This is a genomic window from Streptomyces sp. NPDC048191, assembly GCF_040652655.1.
In the GTDB taxonomy this organism is placed as follows: Bacteria; Actinomycetota; Actinomycetes; order Streptomycetales; family Streptomycetaceae; genus Streptomyces.
Window position 1 is genome coordinate 186088 of record NZ_JBEZMO010000005.1, and the last position, 19705, is coordinate 205792.

Here is a 19705-nt window from a genome sequence, read left to right on the forward strand (position 1 = left end):
GGGTACGACACTCCGGTGCGGGGCGGGTCAGAACACCTCCGACGGCTCGTAGGCCCCCCAAACGCCCCGGAGGGTGTTGCACACTTCCCCCACCGTCGCCCGCCCCCGCAGTGCCTCCTTCATCGGATACAGGACGTTGTCCTCGCCCTCGGCCGCCTTCCGCAGCGCGTCCAGGGCCGTGTCCACCGCCCGTTGGTCCCGCTCGGCCCGCAGTGCGGCCAGGCGGTCCGCCTGGCGGGCCTCGATGGCGGGGTCGACGCGCAGGGGCTCGTACGGCTCCTCCTCGTCCAGCTGGAACCGGTTCACCCCGACGACCACCCGGTCCCCGGAGTCGCTCTCCTGGGCGATCCGGTACGCGTTCCGCTCGATCTCGCCCTTCTGGAAGCCCCGCTCGATCGCCGCGACCGCCCCGCCGAGGTCCTCGACCCTCCGCATCAGGTCGACGGCCGCCTCCTCGACGTCGTCCGTCATCCGCTCCATCGCGTAGGAGCCGGCGAAGGGGTCCACGGTCGCCGTCACGTCCGTCTCGTACGCCAGTACCTGCTGGGTCCGCAGCGCCAGCCGCGCGCTCTTGTCCGTCGGCAGCGCGATGGCCTCGTCGAAGGAGTTGGTGTGCAGGGACTGGGTGCCGCCGAGGACCGCGGCCAGGGCCTGGACGGCGACCCGGACCAGGTTCACCTCCGGCTGCTGGGCCGTCAGCTGCACCCCCGCCGTCTGGGTGTGGAAGCGGAGCATCAGGGACTTGGGGTTCCGGGCCCCGAACTCCTCCCGCATCACTCGTGCCCAGATCCTGCGGGCGGCGCGGAACTTGGCGACCTCCTCCAGCAGCGTCGTACGGGCCACGAAGAAGAAGGAGAGGCGGGGTGCGAAGTCGTCCACGGACATGCCGGCCGCCACCGCCGTGCGGACGTACTCGATGCCGTCGGCGAGCGTGAAGGCGATCTCCTGGACGGGGGACGCGCCCGCCTCGGCTATGTGGTAGCCGGAGATCGAGATCGTGTTCCACTTCGGGATCTCGGCGGTGCAGTACCGGAAGATGTCCGCCGTCAGCCGCAGGGAGGGCTGGGGCGGGAAGATGTAGGTCCCGCGGGCGATGTACTCCTTGAGCACGTCGTTCTGGATCGTGCCGGTCAACCGGTCGGCGCGCGCGCCCTGTTCCTCGGCCACCAGTTGGTAGAGCAGGAGCAGCAGGGCCGCGGGGGCGTTGATCGTCATCGACGTCGAGACCTGGTCGAGCGGGATGCCGTCGAACAGCACCCGCATGTCGTCGATCGAGTCGATCGCCACGCCCACCTTGCCGACCTCGCCGTGCGCGAGGGGCGCGTCGGAGTCGTGGCCCATCTGGGTGGGCAGGTCGAAGGCGACCGACAGGCCCGTGGTGCCGTGGGCGATCAGCTGCCGGTAGCGGGCGTTCGACTCGGCCGCCGTGCCGAAGCCGGCGTACTGGCGCATGGTCCAGGGGCGGCCGGTGTACATCGTGGGGTACACGCCGCGGGTGAAGGGGTACGTGCCCGGTTCGCCCAGTTGTCCGGCCGGGTCCCAGCCCTGGAGAGCCTGCGGCCCGTAGACCGGCTCGATCGGCAGTCCCGACTCCGACTCACGCGTCATGGATGCCTCCGCAGTACGTCGTGTCACCCCTGACCATGCCCCGTCGTTCGGCGTCGCTCACGCGGGGAAGCATCACCGGCATGAGGATCTCGGGAAGACCCGCCGCCGTACTCGCCTCGGCCGCCGCCCTCGCCGCCCTCTGCGGCTGCACCGTGCAGCCCGCGGACGCCAACGGAAAACCCCGGGCACCGGTCCACCTCCAGCCCCAGGGACGGACCCCGGAAAGCGACCCGGCGGATCCCACCCGGACGGCCCAGCCGTCACCGGCGGCGCCCGCTGCCCGGGTGCTGTGGTCGCGCGGGGACAGCGGGCCGGGCGTACGGGAGCTGCAGGCGCGGCTGCGCCAGCTGGACTGGCTGTTCGACGGCCCGACGGGGTCGTACGACGATCTGACCGAGCGGGCCGTCCGGGGCTTCCAGGGCAAGCGCGGGCTGCCGCAGACCGGGCGGACGGACGGCGTCACCTGGCGGCGGCTGGTGGGGATGACCCGCACACCCGGCACCTGGGACCTGTATCTGATGGGCGGTCAGCCCGCCGGCGCGCCCGACCCGCGCTGCATGACGGGACGCGTCCTGTGCATCGACAAGACGACGCGGACGCTGCGCTGGATGGTCGACGGGCGGACGCTCTCGACGACGGCGGTGCGGTTCGGCACGCAGTACACGCCGACCCGGGAGGGTGTGTTCCACATCTACTGGAAGGCGCGGGACTGGGTGTCCACGCTCTACCACTCGCCGATGCCGTACGCGATGTTCTTCAGCGGGGGCCAGGCCGTGCACTACTCGTACGACTTCGCGGCGCGCGGCTACGCGGGTGGCTCGCACGGGTGCGTGAACGTCCGGGACGAGGCCGCGATCCAGCAGCTGTTCGCGCAGGTGCGGGTGGGCGACGAAGTCGTCGTCCACTGGTGAGGGGGATTGCGGGGCGCGGGCGGGACCGGGGGAACGTGTCCCGCCCGCGCCAGGTGCACGAGCCGTGGGTACGGGGGGAACCCCGGCTCAGTGCGACGGCCGATGACCAGTCGGCTCACTCATTACTGCGTCCCGGGCTCCGAAAACGTCACACCCCGCGCGGAGAATTTTTCGCGGACCACGAAAGCGCAGGTCAGATGGGCTAGAGCGCGGAGTACGACGGGCTCGGCGACGCCGTGCCGAGGGTGGTGCCGGCCGGGTGGGCGGGGTGCGCCGGAGCGAAGGCGGAGGGGACGGGCGCGACGCCGTCGCCGTGCCGGCCCCTGCCGTGGCCACCGCCCTTGCCGAAGTGACCGCCGCCGGCCCGGCCGGGGCCCTCGTCGTCGCCCTGGCCGCTGCCGCCCTTGCCCTTGCCCTTGTCGTCGGTCTTGCCGTGGTCGCCGCTCCCGTCGCCCTTGGCGCCGTTCGTGGCGCCGCCGGCCGAGTCGGCGGTGAACAGCAGGACCCTGCAGTACCGGCTCACGCGGGCGCTGCCGCCCGCCAGGTTCTCCAGCGCGCGCCGGCGGCCGGCCTCCAGTTCCCTGCCGTCCCGGATGTTCCGGCAGGCGGTGACCGCTTCCTTCCACCGGCGGGTGGAGATGCCGGACGGGTCGCCGGTGCCCGGAGTGCCGTCCGTGCTCGTGCGGTCGTCCGGTCCGGTGGCCTCGCCGGAGGCACCGCCGCCCCGCGTGCCCGCGCCGCCGCCCGGCACGCCCGGGCTCGGGCTCACGCCCGGGGTGCCCTGCGGCGAGGGAGAGGAGAGCGGTCCCTCGGAGGTCTGGTCGGCGGAGACGGAGGCGGCGGGGCGGGGGTGCTCGGGTGTGAACGGCGTGGGCAGGATCCCGCCGGCGGCCATGGCGACCCCGCCGAGCGTGCCCGCGGCCAGCACGGCGGCGAGCGCCAGACGCACCGGCCGGGCCCAGCGGGGCCTGCGGGCCGGGATTCCGGTACGGGAGGGGGCGCCGATGCGGACCAGGCCCGCGTCGGCGCCGGGCACGGGCTGCCCGGAGGTGCCGTCGGCGCGGCCGGCGGCGGCCGGTGCCGCGTCGGCGGCCTCGCGGGCCTTGCGGAAGGCGGCCAGGGCGGCCTGCTCGCCGGGGAGTTCACCGGTGCCGTGGGCCGCCTCCGCGGACAGCGCACCGAGCGCCCGGGAGAGGCGTTCGGCCTGGTCACGGGCGCGGGCGTCGACGGCTTCCAGTGACTCACCGCGCAGCAGGCGTTCCGCCGTCCCCCGGTCCAGCCACTTGTACTGCTCGTCGGCCATCACATGTCCTTCTGCGTCCGCGCACGCGTATCCGTCACAGTTGCGGACGACACCGCGCGACCGCGCGGTTCTCGCTGGGGTGGGAGCGCGTCGAGCACACCCGCCGATTCCGGATCCTCACCGAGCAGCTCCGCGAGCCGTTTCAGACCGCGGTGCGCCGCGGTGCGTACGGCACCGGCGCGTTTGCCGAGCGTCTCGGCGGCGCTCTTGGCGTCGAGGCCGACCACGACGCGCAGGACGACCGCCTCGGCCTGGTCCTGCGGGAGTCGTGCGATGAGGGAGAGGGTGCTGTCGGTGGCCAGGGCCTCCATGGCCTCGCCGGCCGTGTCGGACTCGGCGGCCCGGCCGGTCAGTTCCGTCTCGTCGCCGCCTATGGCGGGGCGGCGGCCGCGCATGCGTATGTGGTCCAGGGCGCGGTTGCGGGCGATCCGGGCGGCCCAGCCGCGGAAGCGGTCGGCGTCTCCGCTGAACCGGTCGAGGTCGCGGGCGATCTGCAGCCAGGCCTCGGACGCCACGTCCTCGGCGTCCGGATCGCCGACCAGTGTGCGTACGTACCCGAGCAGCCGTGGATGCACCGCGCGGTACACAGTACGGAACGCGGTCTCGTCACCGTTCTGTGCCGCACGCACCGCGGCGGTCAGCTCCGCGTCGTCCCCCAGCACGTGACTCCCTTTACGCCTGTTTCCCGGTCGGCGCGAAAGGCACGTTACGGCGTGAAACCGCTCCTCGTCCATGTCTGTAGAAGATGCAACTAACTCGTGACCGGGTGCGGGTGTGCGCAGGGTGAGGGCGGATCGGGGCGGGGTGTGACAGAAAACGCACTCATGGCGCTGTAGAGAGTACGGGCCGCGCGCGGCCCGTCCGCGCGACGGTCGGGGCCTCTCCTGTGGGGGGTGGCGGCCCCGGCCGTTCGCCTTTCCCGGGCCGGACCGGCTCTCGCCCAGCCGCTGTTGACGGCTTCGGGCCCCGCCGTCTAGTCGCCCTTCGCGGCCTTCGGTGCGCCGCCGGCCGGCTTCGTGTTCCCCGCGGCCGGCTTCGGCTTCGCGTTCTGGGTGCCCGAACCCGACCCGACGTCCGTCTTGCCTGACTTGTGGCCGTTTCCCTTGTTCTGGCCCTTGCCGGCTGTGTCGTTCGCCACGTGTGCCGCGCAGTAGGCCGTCACCTTGTCGGCGCCGCCCGCTGCCGTGACGAGCCGCTGCCAGGCGGTCGAGTCCAGGGCACCGCCGCGGTTCCCGGCACGCTCGTAGGTACGACAGTGGGCCACGGTGTCCCGGGCCGTGTCCGGGTGGTGCGGGCGGGTGGAGGGTGCGGCGGACTCCTGGCCCGCGGTCGAGCCGGACCCGCCGGGAGCGGCCGGCCGGTGCGGGCCCGTGGACGGGTGGGCCGGCCGCTGGGTGCCGGGGCGGTGACCCGCTCCGGATCCGGCGGAGCCGATCGCCGCGACGGCGACACCGCCCAGCGCGAGAGTCGCGAGCGCCACCGAGAGCGTGGCCCTCAGCGACGGCCGCACACGGCGCGGCGCGGCGGGCCGCCAGTCGTCCCGGCGCCGGGTGCGCGCGGGCGACGCGCCCGTCTCACGGACGGCGCGGAAGGCGGCCACGGCCCGGCGCTCGGCCTCGCCGTCGACGCCGTCGGCACGCAGGGCGGCGGCGAGCCGCGTCTCGAACCCGGTGCCGGCGGCACCCCGGCCTGCCTCGTCCGGTACGGGAAGGGTGCCGCCCGGGTGCGCCTGCCGGCGGCCGAAGGGGCCGTCGCCGCTGTGCCGTTCACCCATGCCTGTCCCCGTCCTCGTCCGGCGTGCCGGAGCCGCCCGGCCGTCCGGGCCGCACAGGGGCCCCGGGACCGATGGCGCTCACGTATCCATACGGCTCGTGGCCGGCGCCGTTCATGTCGACTCACCCAGCGTCCGGGTGCCGTCATCCGTCACGCCCTGGGCACCCAGCTGCCGGGCGAGACGCTTCAGCCCGCGGTGCGCGGCCGTGCGGACGGCACCGGGGCGTTTGCCGAGGACGCGGGCGGCGGCCGAGCCGTCGAGGCCGACGACCACCCGGAGCAGCACGGCCTCGGCCTGGTCGCGCGGCAGCGTGCGCACCAGCTCCAGTGCCCGTTCCGTGGACAGCGTCTCCAGGGCCTGGTCGTGGGTGCTGAGCCGGCCGGGCAGCTCCAGCGCGTCCTGTTCCAGCGGCGCGGCCCGGGGCCGTACCCGCCGGCGGCGCAGATGGTCCAGCGCGCGGTGCCGGGCGATGGTCGCGGTCCAACCGCGGAACCCGGCGCCGTCGCCCTTGAACCGGCCGAGGTCGCGGGCGATCTCCAGCCAGGCGTCGGCTGCCACGTCCTCGGCGTCCTCGCCGACCAGGCCCCGCAGATAGCCGAGCAGGCTGGGCTGCACGATCCGGTAGGCCACCGCGAAGGCGGTCTCGTCGCCGTCCTGGGCCCGCGCGACGGCCGCGCCGAGCTCCTCGTCCCGCGGCTGCGGGCGCCGGCGTTCCCCTCCCTGGCCCAAGAACCGTCCTCGTCCGTACCCGGCCCGGGCCCGTGCCCGCGCTCGCACCGAAATCCACGTCGTGCGACGCGGCCCCCGTGTTCCATGTCCCACCGTGATCAGCGCCGGGGGGCACGGATTTGTCACAGCCGCCGGTGGCCCCGGTGCCCGGACCCGGGGCGCGTCACCGTCAGCCGATGGCGATGCGCGGGTGCGCACCGGGCCGTATCCACCCCATGATCAGGTCCATCGTGGCGCGCGGCACGGACACACAGCCGGCGGTCGCGCCCTGCCCGTTGACGTGCAGGAAGATCCCGGCGCCACGGCCGGGCACGGCGGGCCACCGGTTGAAGTCGACGACGAGCGCCTTGGCGTACTGCACGGGGTGGTCGACGAGATGCTCGCTGCCCCGGTCGCCGCTCTCGGTGAGCGGGAAGTCCGCGCCGGCGGCGGTGCGCATCGAGTTGTAGTGCGCCGACTCCGGGTCCTCGACCCACCAGTGCGTCGAGTTCACCCGCGTGTAGGGCATGCTCGTCCCGCCCGCCTCGACGCCGAAGCCCTCGGTGAGCGTGTAGGTCCCGGCGGGGGTGGTGTACGTGCCCTGCCGCCGGGTCGACCCGGGGACGACCCCGTTGGCCCCGACCCGCCCGGCCGTCGTGGTGAACTGCGCCTTCCACCCCGAGGACCCCTTGGCCCAGGCGGTGACCGTGGCGTACGAACCGCTGGCCTGCACGGTGATGAGCTGCGTGGCGTTGCCGGGGCTGGCGGGCACGGGGAAGTCGGGGGCGGTGCCGGCGGCGGGTGTCGCGCGGTTCTCATGCGTGCTGCCGGCGACCGCGGAGCCGGTGGCCGGGACGGAGGCGGTCGGGTCGGCCTTCGCCGAGGCGGACGGGGAGGACGACGTGGAGGCCGAGGGTGAGGCGGAGGCGGAGGCGGACGCGCTGGACGTGCCGGACGCCGTGGGCGCCTCGTCCCCGGCGCTCCCGGCCGCGACACCGGATGGCGGCCGCGCCACTCCCCCTCCGCCTCCGCCCTGTCCACAGGCCGACACCAGCAGCAGGGCACCGGAGACGGCCAGCGCGGCGGCGCACGTACGGGCATGGGAAAGGGAAGAGGGCAGCACGAAGAGACCCTTCGACGGGCGGACACGGAGGCATGAGCAGGCGGCGCGGCCGGCAGCGGCGGCCGGAACGAGCGCCGGTTATACAGGAGTTGGCGAGGCCACGGCGACCGGCCGGACAAAGCGGACCGTTCGCACGGCCGTCACCCGGCGGTCACGGCGGACCGGCGCCCCGGCTCGCCCCGCGCAGGATCAGCAGGTCCGCCACGAAACAGGCGACCCCGCCGTCCGCGACCCGGCCGATCCACACGGGGTACGTGCCGTCTCCGCGCCCGCTGCGGTGGGCGATCAGGTCGGTGCCGGTGGCCGGGTCGTCGACGACCGGGACGCCGTGGTCGTGCTCCCGTCCCTCGCCGTAGGCGACGTCGGCGATCTCCCGGCCTGCCCTCACACGGCGGCCCGCCGGGCCCGCCCGTGCAGCTTGAGATAGAACAGCTGGAGCGATTCCTCGGACTGGCCCGAGTCGAAGCGGTTGACGACCTTGCCCAGGGGGTTCCACACGCGTCCGTCCGGCATGCGTACGCCGATGGGCTGGCCGAAATAGGCGCGCTGGGCGGCGTCGAGGTCCACCCACACCGCCCCCGCACGGCGCACCAGCACCTCACCCACGTACGCGCCGAGCCCGAAGAGGGTGTCGTGCGCCTCCTCCCGGTGCGCGCCTCCCTTCCGCAACCCGTCGATCAGGAAGTCGGCGATGCGCAGGCTGCGCTCGGAGTAGTCCAGCGGCAGCCGGCTTCGGCCGGTGGTCCGTGCGACGAAAGCCGCCGCGCACGCTCGCATCTCGCTCGCGCGCGGTCGCGCGTCCACTCCACCCATGACAGCGTTCCCCCTCACCCGGATACCGGGGAACAGCAGCGTCGTCCCCCTGATCACCAAGCGGAATCCGCCTCACCGACATCACAGGTCGGCAGAGTGTCAATCACCACAGGGGAATTCACACCACAAGTACAACCTTCTTACCCGGCCGTGCGTCGCACGGGTCACTTCGCACCAGCAGGCAAGGTCACGGTCCCGCCGAACACTCCGGGTCCCGGAGGTCCAGGAGTCCGCACACCACGACCCCCGTCACCAAGAACGCGGCGGCCGAGGACAGCAGCGTGAGCTCGTAGTACGACCGGGGAGTCAGCGCGGCGGCCCCGTACGCGGCGACCGATCCGGCCAGGACCGCGCACCCGGCCCGGCCGGCCAGCACCAGCGCGAGCCGCCGGCCTCCGCCCGAAGCCACTGTCACGTCCCGCCCCGCCAGGACGACGGCAGCGGCAGCTGTCAGCAGCCCGGCCGCCGCGGCCAGTTGCGGGGTTCCGAACATGATCGCGTACCGCAACGCCAGGGCGGGCACGAAGAAGAGCGTCAGCCAGTGGCGGAGCACCTGCCGCACGAAGGCCGAGGACAGACCGGCAGCGGGCGGACCCGGCGGGCGGGCCGCGGCCCGGCGCAATCCGATCAGTGCGGCACCGGCCACCATCGCGACCGGAAGACGCTCGCCCAGGCGCCCCAGGTTGTAGAGCAGGGCGGTGTCGTACACGACGAGAACGAGCACGCCCAAGGCGCCGAGCGACCCGATGAACAGCAAAAGACCCCGTACGGAGGCGGCCGCCCGGGACGCCCCCTCGTCCCGCGCCGCCCAACGGGCCAGGAAGAGGGGCGTGATCACGCCGGACAAGGCCCGTATGACCAGGTCGTCGTTGGTAAAGGGGTTCCGCAGGTCCCACTCGACCAGACAGAACACGACCGTGTACGACACGGACGCCAACGGAAGCAGCGCGGAACGGGCGATCCGCCGGTACAGGTCGGCGTCGAACCACCGCACGACCGTCGCGAACGCGGTGAGCACGAAGGGCAGTTCCAGGAAGGCCTGCACGCGCAGCACGGACGGGGCGAGGAGCTCCGGCGCGGGCAGGACCCGGCCGAGCGACCGCAGCACGGGGTTGTGCGTGGCCAGGTCGAACCATCCGGCCGGCAGGTAGCGCGCGATGAACGACGCGTCGCCGCCATGCACGCGCAGCACGTACACCGTGAACAGCACCTGGTTGACGTAGATGAGCGCGGTGGTGACCGCCAGCGCGACGAGCGGCGGCACGGAGCGGCCCCTCGTGCCGGACGTCCCGGGGCGGCGGCCGAGGCCCCGCAGGGCGAGCGCGAGGCCCGACGCGGCCGACGCGATCAGCACGGAGTCCACGAGCTCCTTCACAGCCCCGCCCCGGCTTCCAGGGATTTCCACATGTCAGCTCCCTGTCAGACCTTGTCGACGCTGAAGCTGAGCCGCACCGTACCGTCGGGGATCTTTTCCGCCACGGCAGCGCAGTAGCCCATGTCCGTCCTGAATTTCAGGTACGAGCATTTCCCCTTCAGTCCGTCGGGGAAGCACTTGTCCATTCCCCACTGATCGTCGCGGACGAGGACCGAATCGTCATTCCACATCAGGTCCGTCAATCGATGGCCGTACTGCCCGAGAAGCCGATCGGCCGCCTTGGGCGACCCGTCCAGCACGAGCGAGAGCGAGTCACTGTCCCACGTGCTGACGATGCGGCACCTGACGACCCTGACCTGTGCGGGAACAGTCACATCGAATCGTTTCGGCAACAGGTCGCCGCCGATGTCCCCCATACACGACGAACTGGAAATATCGTCCGCCGGGTCGGGGCCGCAACCGGCGGCACACAGCAGTGCGGCCGAAAGCAGGCCGGCCGTCCGGATCAAAGGTCTCACACGCAACCTCCTTGTACCTCAAAGGTCCGGGGCCCGCAGGGGCCATGGCTCTGTGACCAGGGCCCCTGCGATCCCTTCAGGTTCCTGTGCGACAGGACCGACTACGGTTGCAGTCGCCCGCAGCAAGGGTAGTTCGGACCGTACGACGCGAAGTTCGCGCTGCCCACGACGTTGTAGTCCTGAGCGAGGCCCACGGCGTTCAGGTGTGCCAGACCCTCCTGCCTGACCCGTATCAGTCCGCCGGCGGCGGTGAAGTCCTTCTTGTGCTCCTCCGCGTTTCCGAAGTTGTACCGCTTGAACATCTGGACGGTGTAGGTGGTATTGCCCCGTCCGTCGGACGTTCCCTTGACACGCCACTGCACGCTGTTGAGCGCGTAGTACCAGTCCTGGAAGTCGTCCTGGACTTCGGCCGGCATGTCCTTTCCGCTCTTGTGCAGATCGTCGGCCCATTTACCGGCGTCGAAGTTCGACCATCCGGTGTCGAAGTCCCCGGCCTTCTTCGAGTTCTTGGACACGATGGCGTCCACCTTGCTCTGGAGCCCCGGGTAGGCGTACAGGACGTCACGCGGATCGATCGTGTAATCCGTGCCCGAAGCGTTGAGCCAGTGGTACAGCAGCTGGGAGGCGTTCTCGTAGCCCTTGACCTCCGAAGCCAGACCGACGGCGATCATCTTGAGCCGACGGTTGTTGTCCGCGAGGCCCGGGGAGGCCGACTTGAAGACCCGGTCCGTGCCGAAGTCGGAGGGCGCGAAGGCAGGCCCCGGCTCCGCCTCTTCCGCCTTGATCATCGGGGTTTCGCGGTACACGCCGCCGCACATCCCGGTGATGTCGCAGCTCGTGTGACCGTCCATCTCGACGAAGCTGGTGGGGTTGCCGCCCCCGAAGGCGTACCGGTTGTCCGTGTACGGGTCGGTGCCGAGCCCCATGTCGGCCAGGGCGCCGTTGTACATGTCCCGGGTGGTGAAGCGGTTCAGACCGGGGTTGTAGTCGCGGAAGCCCATGTCGTAGGTGCCGGACCGGGCGTCCCAGCGCTTGGCGTTGAAACGGTAGGGGTTGTAGGCCTCCTTGGTCGGGTCGGCCGCGTCGGGCTTGTCGATGCCGGTGAACTCGGAGGTGTCGTCGGATCCGTAGGCGGTGTAGCCGTACGTCGCCTTCGTGTCGCCGTTCTTGTCGGTGAGGGTCTCGACGTCGGTGTGGCCGTTGTAGCCGTAGTAGCCGTCCTCGGTCGTGCCGTCGCTGTTGTACTTGATCTGCGACAGGCGTTCGCCCCACGGGCTGTACTGGTAGGACTTGGTGAGCGTGCCGGCGACCTTCTCGTCCAGGACCTCGGAGGACAGGCCCAGGTACTCGAAGTCCGTGGTCTTGCCGTCCGCCGTCTTGGACGCGGTGCGGTCCAGCGGGTCGAAGGTGTACGTGGTCGACTTCATCGCGCCCGTGGAGTCCATGTTCTGGGACTCCACGACGTGGTCGAAGCCGTCGTACACGTTCCGGGAGATGATCTTCCCGTCCGAGGCCGACGTCACCGACTCCTGACGGCCGAACGGGTCGTAGGTGTACTTGGCCGTGGCCCCGCCGGAAGCGGCGCTCTGCAGACGGTTGCGGTCGTACTCGAATGTCGTGGTGGTGCTCTTGACCGTCTGACTGATGACGTTGGCGTTGTCGTCGTGGACGTACGTCTCGGTCCCGGCGCCGTTGCCGGTCTTCACGGCCTGCTTCAGCCGGTCGGCCGGGTCGTAGGTGTAGTCGGTGGTCGAGTCGAGGTACGCCGCGTGGTTGTCGGCGTTCATCTTCTTCGCCACGTCCTGCGACTTGTTGCCGTTGGGGTCGTAGGCGTAGGCGTGCGAGTCGACGAGGGTGCCGTTGGGCTTCTTCTCCGTCGTCGACTTGAGCACGGTGTCCAGGTAGTAGGTGTAGTCGACCGTGTTGCCGTTGGCCTTGGTCTCCTGGAGCTTCTGGCCGCGGTCGGTGTACGTGTACGACGTCACCTTCGGCGACGCGTCCGTGGCGGACTTGCCGACCGAGACCGTCTTCACCAGGTTGCGCAGGTCGTAGGTGTACTTGGAGAACTGGTCCGGGTGCGTGATCGTGTCCGTCTGGCTGTCGGCGTCGTACGTGTACGACGTGGCCTTCTTCTCCACGCCGGCCAGCGACTCGCTCACCTTCTGGACCTGGTTGAGGCCCGTGTAGGTGATCGCGTACGAGTCGATCTTCGCGGTCGACGAGGTGTCGTCGATCTGCGTCAGGTTGCCGTTGAGGTCGTAGGAGTAGGCGAAGTCGTCCTTCTCCGTGTCGGCCGGATCGCCGGTGGTGTCACGCACGAGCTTGACGGCGTCCGCCACGACCGTGCCGCCGCTGTTCTGGAACAGTTGCAGCTTCGCCGCGTTGCCCTGCTTGAAGGCGAAGGAGCCGAGCGAGACCCAGGTGCCCTGGTTGGCGGTGGCGTTCTGGTCGATCGTCTTGTCGGTCGTCCCGCCGTCGTGCGTCACCGTGTACTTGGCCGTCGTCGCGGCGCCCGTCACCCTGGGGAACTTCACGTACGCCGCGTACGTGCCGTCCTTGGGGATGTTGAGCGTCCACGTGTAGGCGTCCGTGCCGGTGCCCGCCGCGTGGGTCTCGTGGTTGTAGCCCTGCTGGCCGGTGGCGTCTCCCTTGGTCCAGGTGCCGGTCGTGGAGGTGTTCTGGGTGTCGGAGTTGTCCACCAGGACGACCGACCTGCCCGCCGGGACACCGTCGTCCGCCCGGGACTTCAGTGAGCCGTCCGGGTAGTACGACCACGTCATCGTGCGGTCCGAGGACCCGCCCGCCGAGGTCAGGGTCCGCTTGGTCTGCTGGCCCAGGTCGTTGTACTCGTAGCTCGTGACGATGTCCCACGGGTCCGTGGACGACCTCACCCAGCCGTTGTCGAAGTAGCTGTAGGTGGTGTCGTTGCGGACCGTCTCGCCGTCCGAAGGCGGCAGGGACGTCTTGGCGACCCGCCCCACGTTGTCGTACGTCGTCTCCGTGTAGACGTTCGGGTCGTTGTAGCGGGAGTCCGCCGGGTCGTACGGCTGGTACTGCCTGACCGGGCGGTTCAGCTCGTCGTACGACGTGCGGGCGGTGAAGGCGTCGGTGGAACCGGCCGCCGTCGCCCGCGGCGTGAGCACCTTGGTGGTGTTGCCGACCTGGTCGTACTCGTACTTCGTCGTGCGGTACGTGAGGGTCGACGTGCCGTCGTGCGGGACCTTCACCTCGGTCTGCTTGCCGCGCTCGTCGTAGGTGATCGTGGTCGTGTTGTTCTCGGCGTCCGTGGCCGAGGTGACCAGGCCGTCCTTGTCGTAGCCCTTCTTCGTGCTCTTGCCGGCCGCGTCCGTGACGACTGTGGCCCGGTGGTCCAGGTCGTAGTCGGTCCTGGTGGTGTAGTCGGTCGTGTCGGCGGTCGCGTTCTTCTTCGGGTCGATGACCTTGGTGACGTTGCCGACGTCGTCGTACTCGTACGAGAGCTTGTCGCTGTCCGCGTTGACCACGGACGTGAGCTGGTAGATCTCGTCGTAGTTGTTCGTCGTGACGTAGTCGGTGGTGTCCGTCGTCGTCGCCGTGCCCTTGGGCTCGGTCGTCGTCCTCAGGTTGCCGACCTTGTCGTAGGTGTACGTCGACGTGCGCGGGTCGGTCTGGTTGTTCGCCGGCGCCGTCGCCGAGGAGACCTCGTCCGCGTTGTCGTACACCGCCGTCGACACCGCGCCGTTCGGCGCCGTCGACTTCGTGACGTTGTCGTTCTCGTCGTACACCGGCGCCGGGGTGGTGATCACGACGCCGGTCTCCTTCGGCGCCGTGTTGACCAGCGGACGCCCGAACGTGTCGTACGTCTGCGTGGTCACCTTGCCGTAGGCGTCGGTGACCTGGGTGACCTGGCCACGGTCGTCGTAGGCGAACTTCGTCGCGTTCGACTTCGCGTCGGTGATCGTGTCCGGGTAACCGGTCGGGCCGAAGTCACTGTACGTGGTCGGGTTGCCGTTGGCGTCGGTCGCCCTGGTCAGCTCGCCGTACGCGTCGTAGTCGTACTTCGTGGTGTAGTCGTCCGGCACCGTCGTGGTCGCGACGCCCTTGGGGTCGGTGACCGTCTTCAGGTTGCCGAAGCCGTCGTACCCGAACTGCCAGGCGCGGCCCTCGGGCGAGGTCTTGCGGAACAGGTCCGCCGAGAAGCCGTCCGCGCGCGTCTGGTACTCGTACTTCGCCGCGTTCGCCGGCCACTTGGAGGCGTCCGGGACACAGGCCGTCGTCTGGTCCGGCACGCCCGCCTTGTTGTTCTCCGCGTCGCGCTGCCAGAGCGGGTAGCCCGTCTTCTGGTCGTAGCAGTACGCGGTCTTGGCGCCGTTGTCCTCCTCCAGATACGTGACGTTGTTGTCGGCGTCCCAGCTCATCTTCGTGGTCTGGGACTTGGCGTTGGTCGTCTGGACCGGGCGGCCGAAGTCGTCCGTCACGTACTTCGTGGCGTGCGTCTCGGCGTCCGTGACCGTGGTGTCGGTGAACTTGGTGTTCGCCGTGTCCGCCGCGTACGCGAAGGCGGTGTCACCGCCGAGGCGGTCGGTGATGGTCTTGGTCCACCAGTGGTACTTCGGGTCGTCACCGCTCTGCGGGGCGTAGTACGCCAGCTGGGTCGCGTGGCCCCGCGGGTCCGTCGCCTTGACCAGCTTGACGTTCTTGTTGCCCTGGATGGCGTCGTAGGTGAACTTGAAGACCTTCGGCTGGGCCGAGCCGTCACCGTCGGTGAACCGGCCGAGCAGACCCTCGGTCGTGTAGTAGAAGGAGACCTTGCGACCCGAGACGTCCGTCATGGACTTCACGTGGTCGTAGATGTCCGGGTCGGTCAGGCTGGTGCCGGTGACCTTGGCGCCCGTGCCGTCGATGTAGTCGTACGACGCGTCGCCCTTCTTGTAGTAGTCGAGCGTCAGGGACTGCCGGCCGGCCGGGTCGGTGACGTAGGCGAGGAACTTGGCCGCCTTGCCCTGGGTCTTGTGCTGCTCGTAGGTGTACGTCTGCGTGTTGCCGTTCTTGTCGACGACGGACGTCAGGTAGCCGTCGCAGCCGAAGTAGAACCGCGTGCCGTCCGGGCGCAGCATCGTCCACGCATCCGGGACCGGGTCCTTGTCCGGTGTGCAGTCCAGACCCGCCTTCATGGTGATCCGGTAGTGGACTCCCGCCGGGGCCTTCCACGTGCCGTCGGCCTGCTTGGTGAAGACGTGCGTGGTGCCGTCTCCGTCGGGGAGGCGGATCTCTGTCGCGTTCGCGGCCGGGTTGGGGTGGAAGTCCAGTGCCGCACCGAGCCGGATGGGCCCGCTGGTCTGTGCCGACCAGCCCGCGCCCGCGCCACCGGTCGTGTTGTCGGTGTCCAGCGAGTTGTACGTGAACCGTGCGAACGTCGTCAGGCCACGTCCCGGGTTGCTGAACGCGTTGTACGACCACACGGTGTTGCCGTAGGCGAGGTTGTTCATCACCGTCGAACCGGCGCCCGTGTTCTTGCCGGTGTAGCTGTAGAACTTCTCCAGGCCCAGCGTGTCGGAGGTGGGGTCCTCCACCGCCACGTTCTGCTTCAGCGGCGGAATGCCGCCGGCGCCGGCCGACAGCCAGCTGCCGTCCGAGACCTTCTTGACGTCCCACCCCAGCACGTACTGGGTGCGCTTGCTGCCCGAGTCCGCGTTGATCGGCGTCTTGACCTGCGCCTGGATCGTCGTCGACTGACCCGGGGAGAGCGCGGGAATCGCCGTGGAGAGCTGGTTGCCGCCCGTCGTCGCGTCCGTGCCGTCGGGCAGCTTCCAGGTGTACGACAGCACCCGCTCACCGCTCGCCCAGGCGGAACCGGTGGTGTTGGTGACGGTGAAGTCCACGGTGTAGGTGGAGTTCGGGGTCATCCGGGCGGGCGTCTGCGGCGCGTAGTACGTGTCGTCCGTCGTGGAGTCCACGTAGATCACCCGCAGCAGCGGGCCGATCTGCGGGTCGGCGGCCTCCGAGGCCAGGAACACCGTGCGCTCCTGCGGGCCCGTGGACGTCTCGTCCTTCAGCCTGATCAGGGCGCCGTGGTTGGAGGACGGTGTCCTCGTCCAGCCCTGGGTCAGGGAGGTCGCGTCCCACCAGTGCCGGCCGACGTCCGAGACCGTGCCGACCGTGTCGGAGACGGTCGGCGAGTAGTCGCCGCCCGCCGTCGTCCACGCCGTGCCGGTCGCCGCGTTGTTCCAGGTGGCCTGCGTCTCGTTGAAGTCCTTGGTCAGGCCGTGGAGTTCGTAGATCGCGCCGTCGGTGCCGGTCGTGGTCTCGACCCCCCACATGAACAGCCGGGACTCCAGCACCGTGGCGGTGGTGGGGATCGCGCTGGTGTCGAACTTCAGCGCGGCGCGTGTCTTGCCGTAGGCGGGGTCGTTGTTGCCGGCCTCCAGCCACTTCTGGCCGACGGTGTCCCGGCTCACCGTGTCCAGGTTGGTGGTCGGCTGCGCGGACGACAGGGTCGTGTCCGTCACGCCCGCGGTCCCCTGGAGCAGCCGCATGGTGCGGCCCGCCTTGGGGACGCCGACGATGCGCGTCGGGGAGCCCAGCAACTGGCCGTCCTTGGTCTTCACCACCAGCTGGTAGTAGTACGACCGGCCGATCTCCTGCGAGGAGGAGTCCGGGGTCGGGGTCGCGGTGGTGTCCGTGTACGCCGTCGCCGACTTGTCGATCGGGGCGACGAGCGTGGCCGCGGACGGCGTGAACGCCTGCTGCGTGGAGCGGTGCAGCTGGTACTCGGCGATGTCCAGGTCCGGGTCGCCGGTGGTGTTCGTGTACGCCTTCCAGCTCAGCTCCGGGCCGGTGGAGTGGATCACCGTCGGGGAGTCGAGGGTGGTGCCGACCTTGCCGTACGTCACCGTCAGCCGCGGGATCGTGGAGGTCTCGCCGCCGTAGTCGCCGTCACCGGACTCGTAGCGCGGGCCGCCCATCGGGCCGCCGGCCGACTCGTCGGCCGCCTTCAGCACGAACCCGTTGTTGGCGCTCGACCCGTCCAGCCACTGCTGCACGGTGTCGGTCACCGGGAACTTGTGCCACTGGCTGTACTCGCCCTTGTTCTTCACGATGGACGCCGGGTTCACCCAGCGCACCGCGTCCGCGATCACCGCGGTGGACGCGGAGGCGGGGCCGTCGCCGAGGACGACCTTGCCCGTCGTGCCCGCCGAGAAGTTGATCTGCGAGCCGCCGTTCAGGGACGACCACACACCGTTGGTGCCCGACTGCTGGTTCACCGTGTAGGTGGTGGTGCCGTCCTTGCCGGTCACCGTGTACGGCGCGTTGGTGGCGCGGTCGGTGGCCGCGACGTAGTGCACGTCGACGCGGTAGGACGCGCTCTCCGGGAGCTTCGGCTGCCAGGTGTAGGTGTCACCGGCCACCGAGTCCTTGTTGTACCGGTAGTCGTTGCCGATCGCGTACTGCGTCAGCGTCGAGCCGGACGTGGGCCAGGAGCCGGTGGCCGCCGTGGTCCCCGCGTCACCGTCGTCGACCTGGACGCTGGTCCCGGACAGCTCGCCCACCAGGGAGCTGGTGTTGTTCCAGGTCGCCGTCGACTCGTCCCAGGCGCCCGTCGCCCGGTGCACCTCGACCGGCACGTCCGTGCCGCCGCCGTCGTGCGCGTTGTCGAAGTACATCTCCAGGCGCGCCGAGTCGATCTTCGTTCCCGAGGGGATCTCGCTCAGCGGGAACTTGATCAGGGAGCGGGCCGTGCCGGTGGCCGTACGGCCCACCGACAGCTTCCAGGAGGTGTTGAAGTTGGCCGACGCCTGGTCCGACAGGACCATGGTGTCCTGGGAGTCCGTCGGCGACGGCGCGATGGTGATCGTCGGGTCGATGACCACCGGGTACTGGCGGTCCCTGGCCGCCAGCCACTTCGCGTCGGGTGTGACGGTCAGCTTCCAGGACGTGCCGTCCTTCGTGAGCCTCTGGCCGACCTTCGTGCTGTAGGTCCGCCCGAAGACCGACCCGTCCGCCTTCTTCGCGTCCGTCATGAACGGCGCCGGAATCACCATCACCGGGGTGTGCGGCAGGGTGCCGTACAGCGCGATCGACCCGTCCTTGCGGGCCCTCGGCACCAGGCCGTCCGTGTCCAGGGTGAAGGTGAACCGCAGCGGCCCGGAAGGCCGTCGGGGCAGGGTGATGTTCTCCTTCACCCGGCCGGGGCCGACACCGTACTCCAGGTCCGCGCCGTGCACGGCGTCCTTGTAGGTGACCGTGGAGCCCTTCACCCTGGGCCGCAGCGGGCCGGCGTCCGCCAGGCCGAGCGTCACCGTACGGCCGTCCGGCGACCGGAAGCGCACCAGGTGGCCGGGGTCCGAGCCGAACCAGCTGTGGCCCTCGTTCGTCGTGTTGCCGTAGTCGAAGCCCTTCACGGCCGACGCGTGGACCGCCGTGTCGATCGGCTTCCAGACGGCCTTCCGGCCCGAGCCGGAGCGGTATGACGTCGGCACCGCCGACAGCTCCGCCTCCACCCGGCCGTCCGACAGCCGCCAGTACCGCGCCGTCGGGGTACGCCGGCTCTTCAGCTCCCCGACCCGCTTCGCCTTCGGCGCCCGCTCGCCCTTCGGCAGCTTCTGCCGGTCGGCCACGTCCAGCTCGTCGTGCGACGGCGGCTCGGCGAGCTTGTGGTCGTCGTCCGCGAACCATCCCTTGACGGTGTCGACGAGGCCCTTGCCGTGGTGGCCCGACCCGGACGCGGAACCGGGCGCGGCATAGGCGATCTGCGGCAGCGCGGTACTCGCCACCGCTGACACGACAAGGCAGGAGAGGAGTCTCCCATATCGGACTTTCACGTCCAGTGCCCTTTCTTTTTCGGGCACGCCGAACACCCGACCGGGGAATCCCTGCCGGAGAGTTGTGTTCCCGCTGTGCCCGGCCTGTGTGGCGGGCGGATTTCTAATCAGTCGGCCGACGCCTTGTCAATTGCAAAGCCAAAAGGGGCACTTGACCGCGCCCTGGGGCGCAATCCCGGTTTCCGGACACATGATTCGCCCTATTTCTCCGTCGGCTGGCATTCGCCTTTACCTTTGCGCTATAACCCCCGCCCATGCCGAAGTCGGAAACCGAATCCACCAGGGACTGGCGTTCCCTCACTGTCGCCGCGGTGCTGGTCGCCGCCTGTGGCGGCCTCGTGCTGTACGGCGTGCTCGACACCGGGGACAAACCCGCCGAGCCGCGGGTCCCGACCGCCGCCGTGACGTACGAGGTGACCGGCGAGGGCACCGCCGACATCGCCTACCAGGGCCGCAGTGAGGCCGGGAACGCCACGGTCGACAAGGCCGTCGCGCTGCCGTGGCGCAAGACCGTGCGGGTGCCGCTCGGGCGGCCGCCGCTGGTCTCGATCACCCTCGGCGCACAGGGCGGGCGCGCCAGCTGTTCGCTCGCCGTGCGCGGCAGGCATGTCCAGACGGCCTCGGCGTACGGGAGGTTCGGGCGCGCCACCTGCCAGGCCGAACTTCCCTCGGCGACACCGCGGCAGAACGCGGCCGCCGGATGAGAAGGCGCCGCCGGTGATGCTCTGTCAGACCGACGCGCTGTGTGTAAGTGGCACCCGTTACCGGTGG

Annotated in this window: 13 protein-coding genes; 2 read left to right on the plus strand and 11 right to left on the minus strand. The window is 70.4% G+C overall.

What is annotated here, in order from left to right; genetic code table 11:
* Nucleotides 1-27: 27 nt before the first annotated feature.
* On the minus strand, nt 28-1608 hold the full coding sequence (locus AB0D93_RS11400; RefSeq protein WP_362116775.1) for a methylmalonyl-CoA mutase family protein: 1581 nt from the start codon (nt 1606-1608) through the stop codon (nt 28-30).
* Nucleotides 1609-1688: 80 nt separating this feature from the next.
* On the opposite strand from AB0D93_RS11400, the gene AB0D93_RS11405 reads away from it, so the two are divergent.
* A complete protein-coding gene (locus AB0D93_RS11405) occupies nt 1689-2519 on the plus strand; it encodes a L,D-transpeptidase family protein (RefSeq protein WP_362116778.1) in 831 nt (276 codons plus the stop codon).
* Nucleotides 2520-2721: 202 nt separating this feature from the next.
* On the opposite strand, the gene AB0D93_RS11410 is transcribed toward AB0D93_RS11405, so the two are convergent.
* From AB0D93_RS11410 to AB0D93_RS11455, 10 genes are all read right to left on the minus strand, one after another.
* The gene (locus AB0D93_RS11410) at nt 2722-3822 is read right to left on the minus strand and encodes a hypothetical protein (protein ID WP_362116781.1); all 1101 of its coding nucleotides are present in this window, start codon (nt 3820-3822) and stop codon (nt 2722-2724) included.
* Nucleotides 3822-4484: an RNA polymerase sigma factor gene (locus AB0D93_RS11415; protein ID WP_362116784.1), complete on the minus strand. Its 663-nt coding sequence runs from the start codon at nt 4482-4484 to the stop codon at nt 3822-3824. Before AB0D93_RS11415 ends, AB0D93_RS11410 begins: the two co-directional genes overlap by 1 nt.
* Before the next feature lie 311 nt (nt 4485-4795).
* Entirely contained in the window at nt 4796-5596 is an 801-nt protein-coding gene (locus AB0D93_RS11420) for a hypothetical protein (protein ID WP_362116787.1), read from the minus strand.
* Between the two features lie 111 nt (nt 5597-5707).
* Nucleotides 5708-6325: an RNA polymerase sigma factor gene (locus AB0D93_RS11425; protein ID WP_362116790.1), complete on the minus strand. Its 618-nt coding sequence runs from the start codon at nt 6323-6325 to the stop codon at nt 5708-5710.
* A 169-nt stretch (nt 6326-6494) separates the two neighbouring features.
* Nucleotides 6495-7427, minus strand: coding sequence for a L,D-transpeptidase family protein (locus tag AB0D93_RS11430; RefSeq protein WP_362116793.1), 933 nt, complete (start codon nt 7425-7427; stop codon nt 6495-6497).
* Between the two features lie 151 nt (nt 7428-7578).
* Complete coding sequence (locus AB0D93_RS11435) at nt 7579-7815, minus strand: DUF4241 domain-containing protein (RefSeq protein ID WP_362116796.1); 237 nt, start codon at nt 7813-7815, stop codon at nt 7579-7581.
* Complete coding sequence (locus AB0D93_RS11440) at nt 7812-8240, minus strand: hypothetical protein (protein ID WP_362116799.1); 429 nt, start codon at nt 8238-8240, stop codon at nt 7812-7814. The genes AB0D93_RS11435 and AB0D93_RS11440 overlap by 4 nt, the downstream gene beginning before the upstream one ends.
* 187 nt (nt 8241-8427) lie before the next feature.
* Nucleotides 8428-9603 carry a hypothetical protein gene (locus tag AB0D93_RS11445; protein ID WP_362116802.1) on the minus strand — a complete coding sequence of 392 codons (1176 nt, stop codon included), beginning with the start codon at nt 9601-9603 and terminating at the stop codon, nt 8428-8430.
* 56 nt (nt 9604-9659) lie between these two features.
* Nucleotides 9660-10133, minus strand: coding sequence for a hypothetical protein (locus AB0D93_RS11450; protein WP_362116805.1), 474 nt, complete (start codon nt 10131-10133; stop codon nt 9660-9662).
* A 101-nt stretch (nt 10134-10234) separates the two neighbouring features.
* Nucleotides 10235-17926 carry a DNRLRE domain-containing protein gene (locus tag AB0D93_RS11455; RefSeq protein ID WP_362117251.1) on the minus strand — a complete coding sequence of 2564 codons (7692 nt, stop codon included), beginning with the start codon at nt 17924-17926 and terminating at the stop codon, nt 10235-10237.
* Nucleotides 17927-19188: 1262 nt separating this feature from the next.
* Between AB0D93_RS11455 and AB0D93_RS11460 the strand changes: the two genes are divergently transcribed.
* On the plus strand, nt 19189-19638 hold the full coding sequence (locus AB0D93_RS11460) for a hypothetical protein (protein WP_362116808.1): 450 nt from the start codon (nt 19189-19191) through the stop codon (nt 19636-19638).
* The last annotated feature ends 67 nt before the right edge of the window (nt 19639-19705 follow it).

Bases quoted from the DNA above. Each gene is read 5' to 3' on its own strand.
- AB0D93_RS11440 (WP_362116799.1), bottom strand. From the start codon at position 8,240: ATGGGTGGAGTGGACGCGCGACCGCGCGCGAGCGAGATGCGAGCGTGC.
- AB0D93_RS11400 (WP_362116775.1), bottom strand. From the start codon at position 1,608: ATGACGCGTGAGTCGGAGTCGGGACTGCCGATCGAGCCGGTCTACGGG.
- AB0D93_RS11455 (WP_362117251.1), bottom strand. From the start codon at position 17,926: ATGGTCCTGTCGGACCAGGCGTCGGCCAACTTCAACACCTCCTGGAAG.
- AB0D93_RS11420 (WP_362116787.1), bottom strand. From the start codon at position 5,596: ATGGGTGAACGGCACAGCGGCGACGGCCCCTTCGGCCGCCGGCAGGCG.
- AB0D93_RS11405 (WP_362116778.1), top strand. From the start codon at position 1,689: ATGAGGATCTCGGGAAGACCCGCCGCCGTACTCGCCTCGGCCGCCGCC.
- AB0D93_RS11410 (WP_362116781.1), bottom strand. From the start codon at position 3,822: ATGGCCGACGAGCAGTACAAGTGGCTGGACCGGGGGACGGCGGAACGC.
- AB0D93_RS11460 (WP_362116808.1), top strand. From the start codon at position 19,189: ATGCCGAAGTCGGAAACCGAATCCACCAGGGACTGGCGTTCCCTCACT.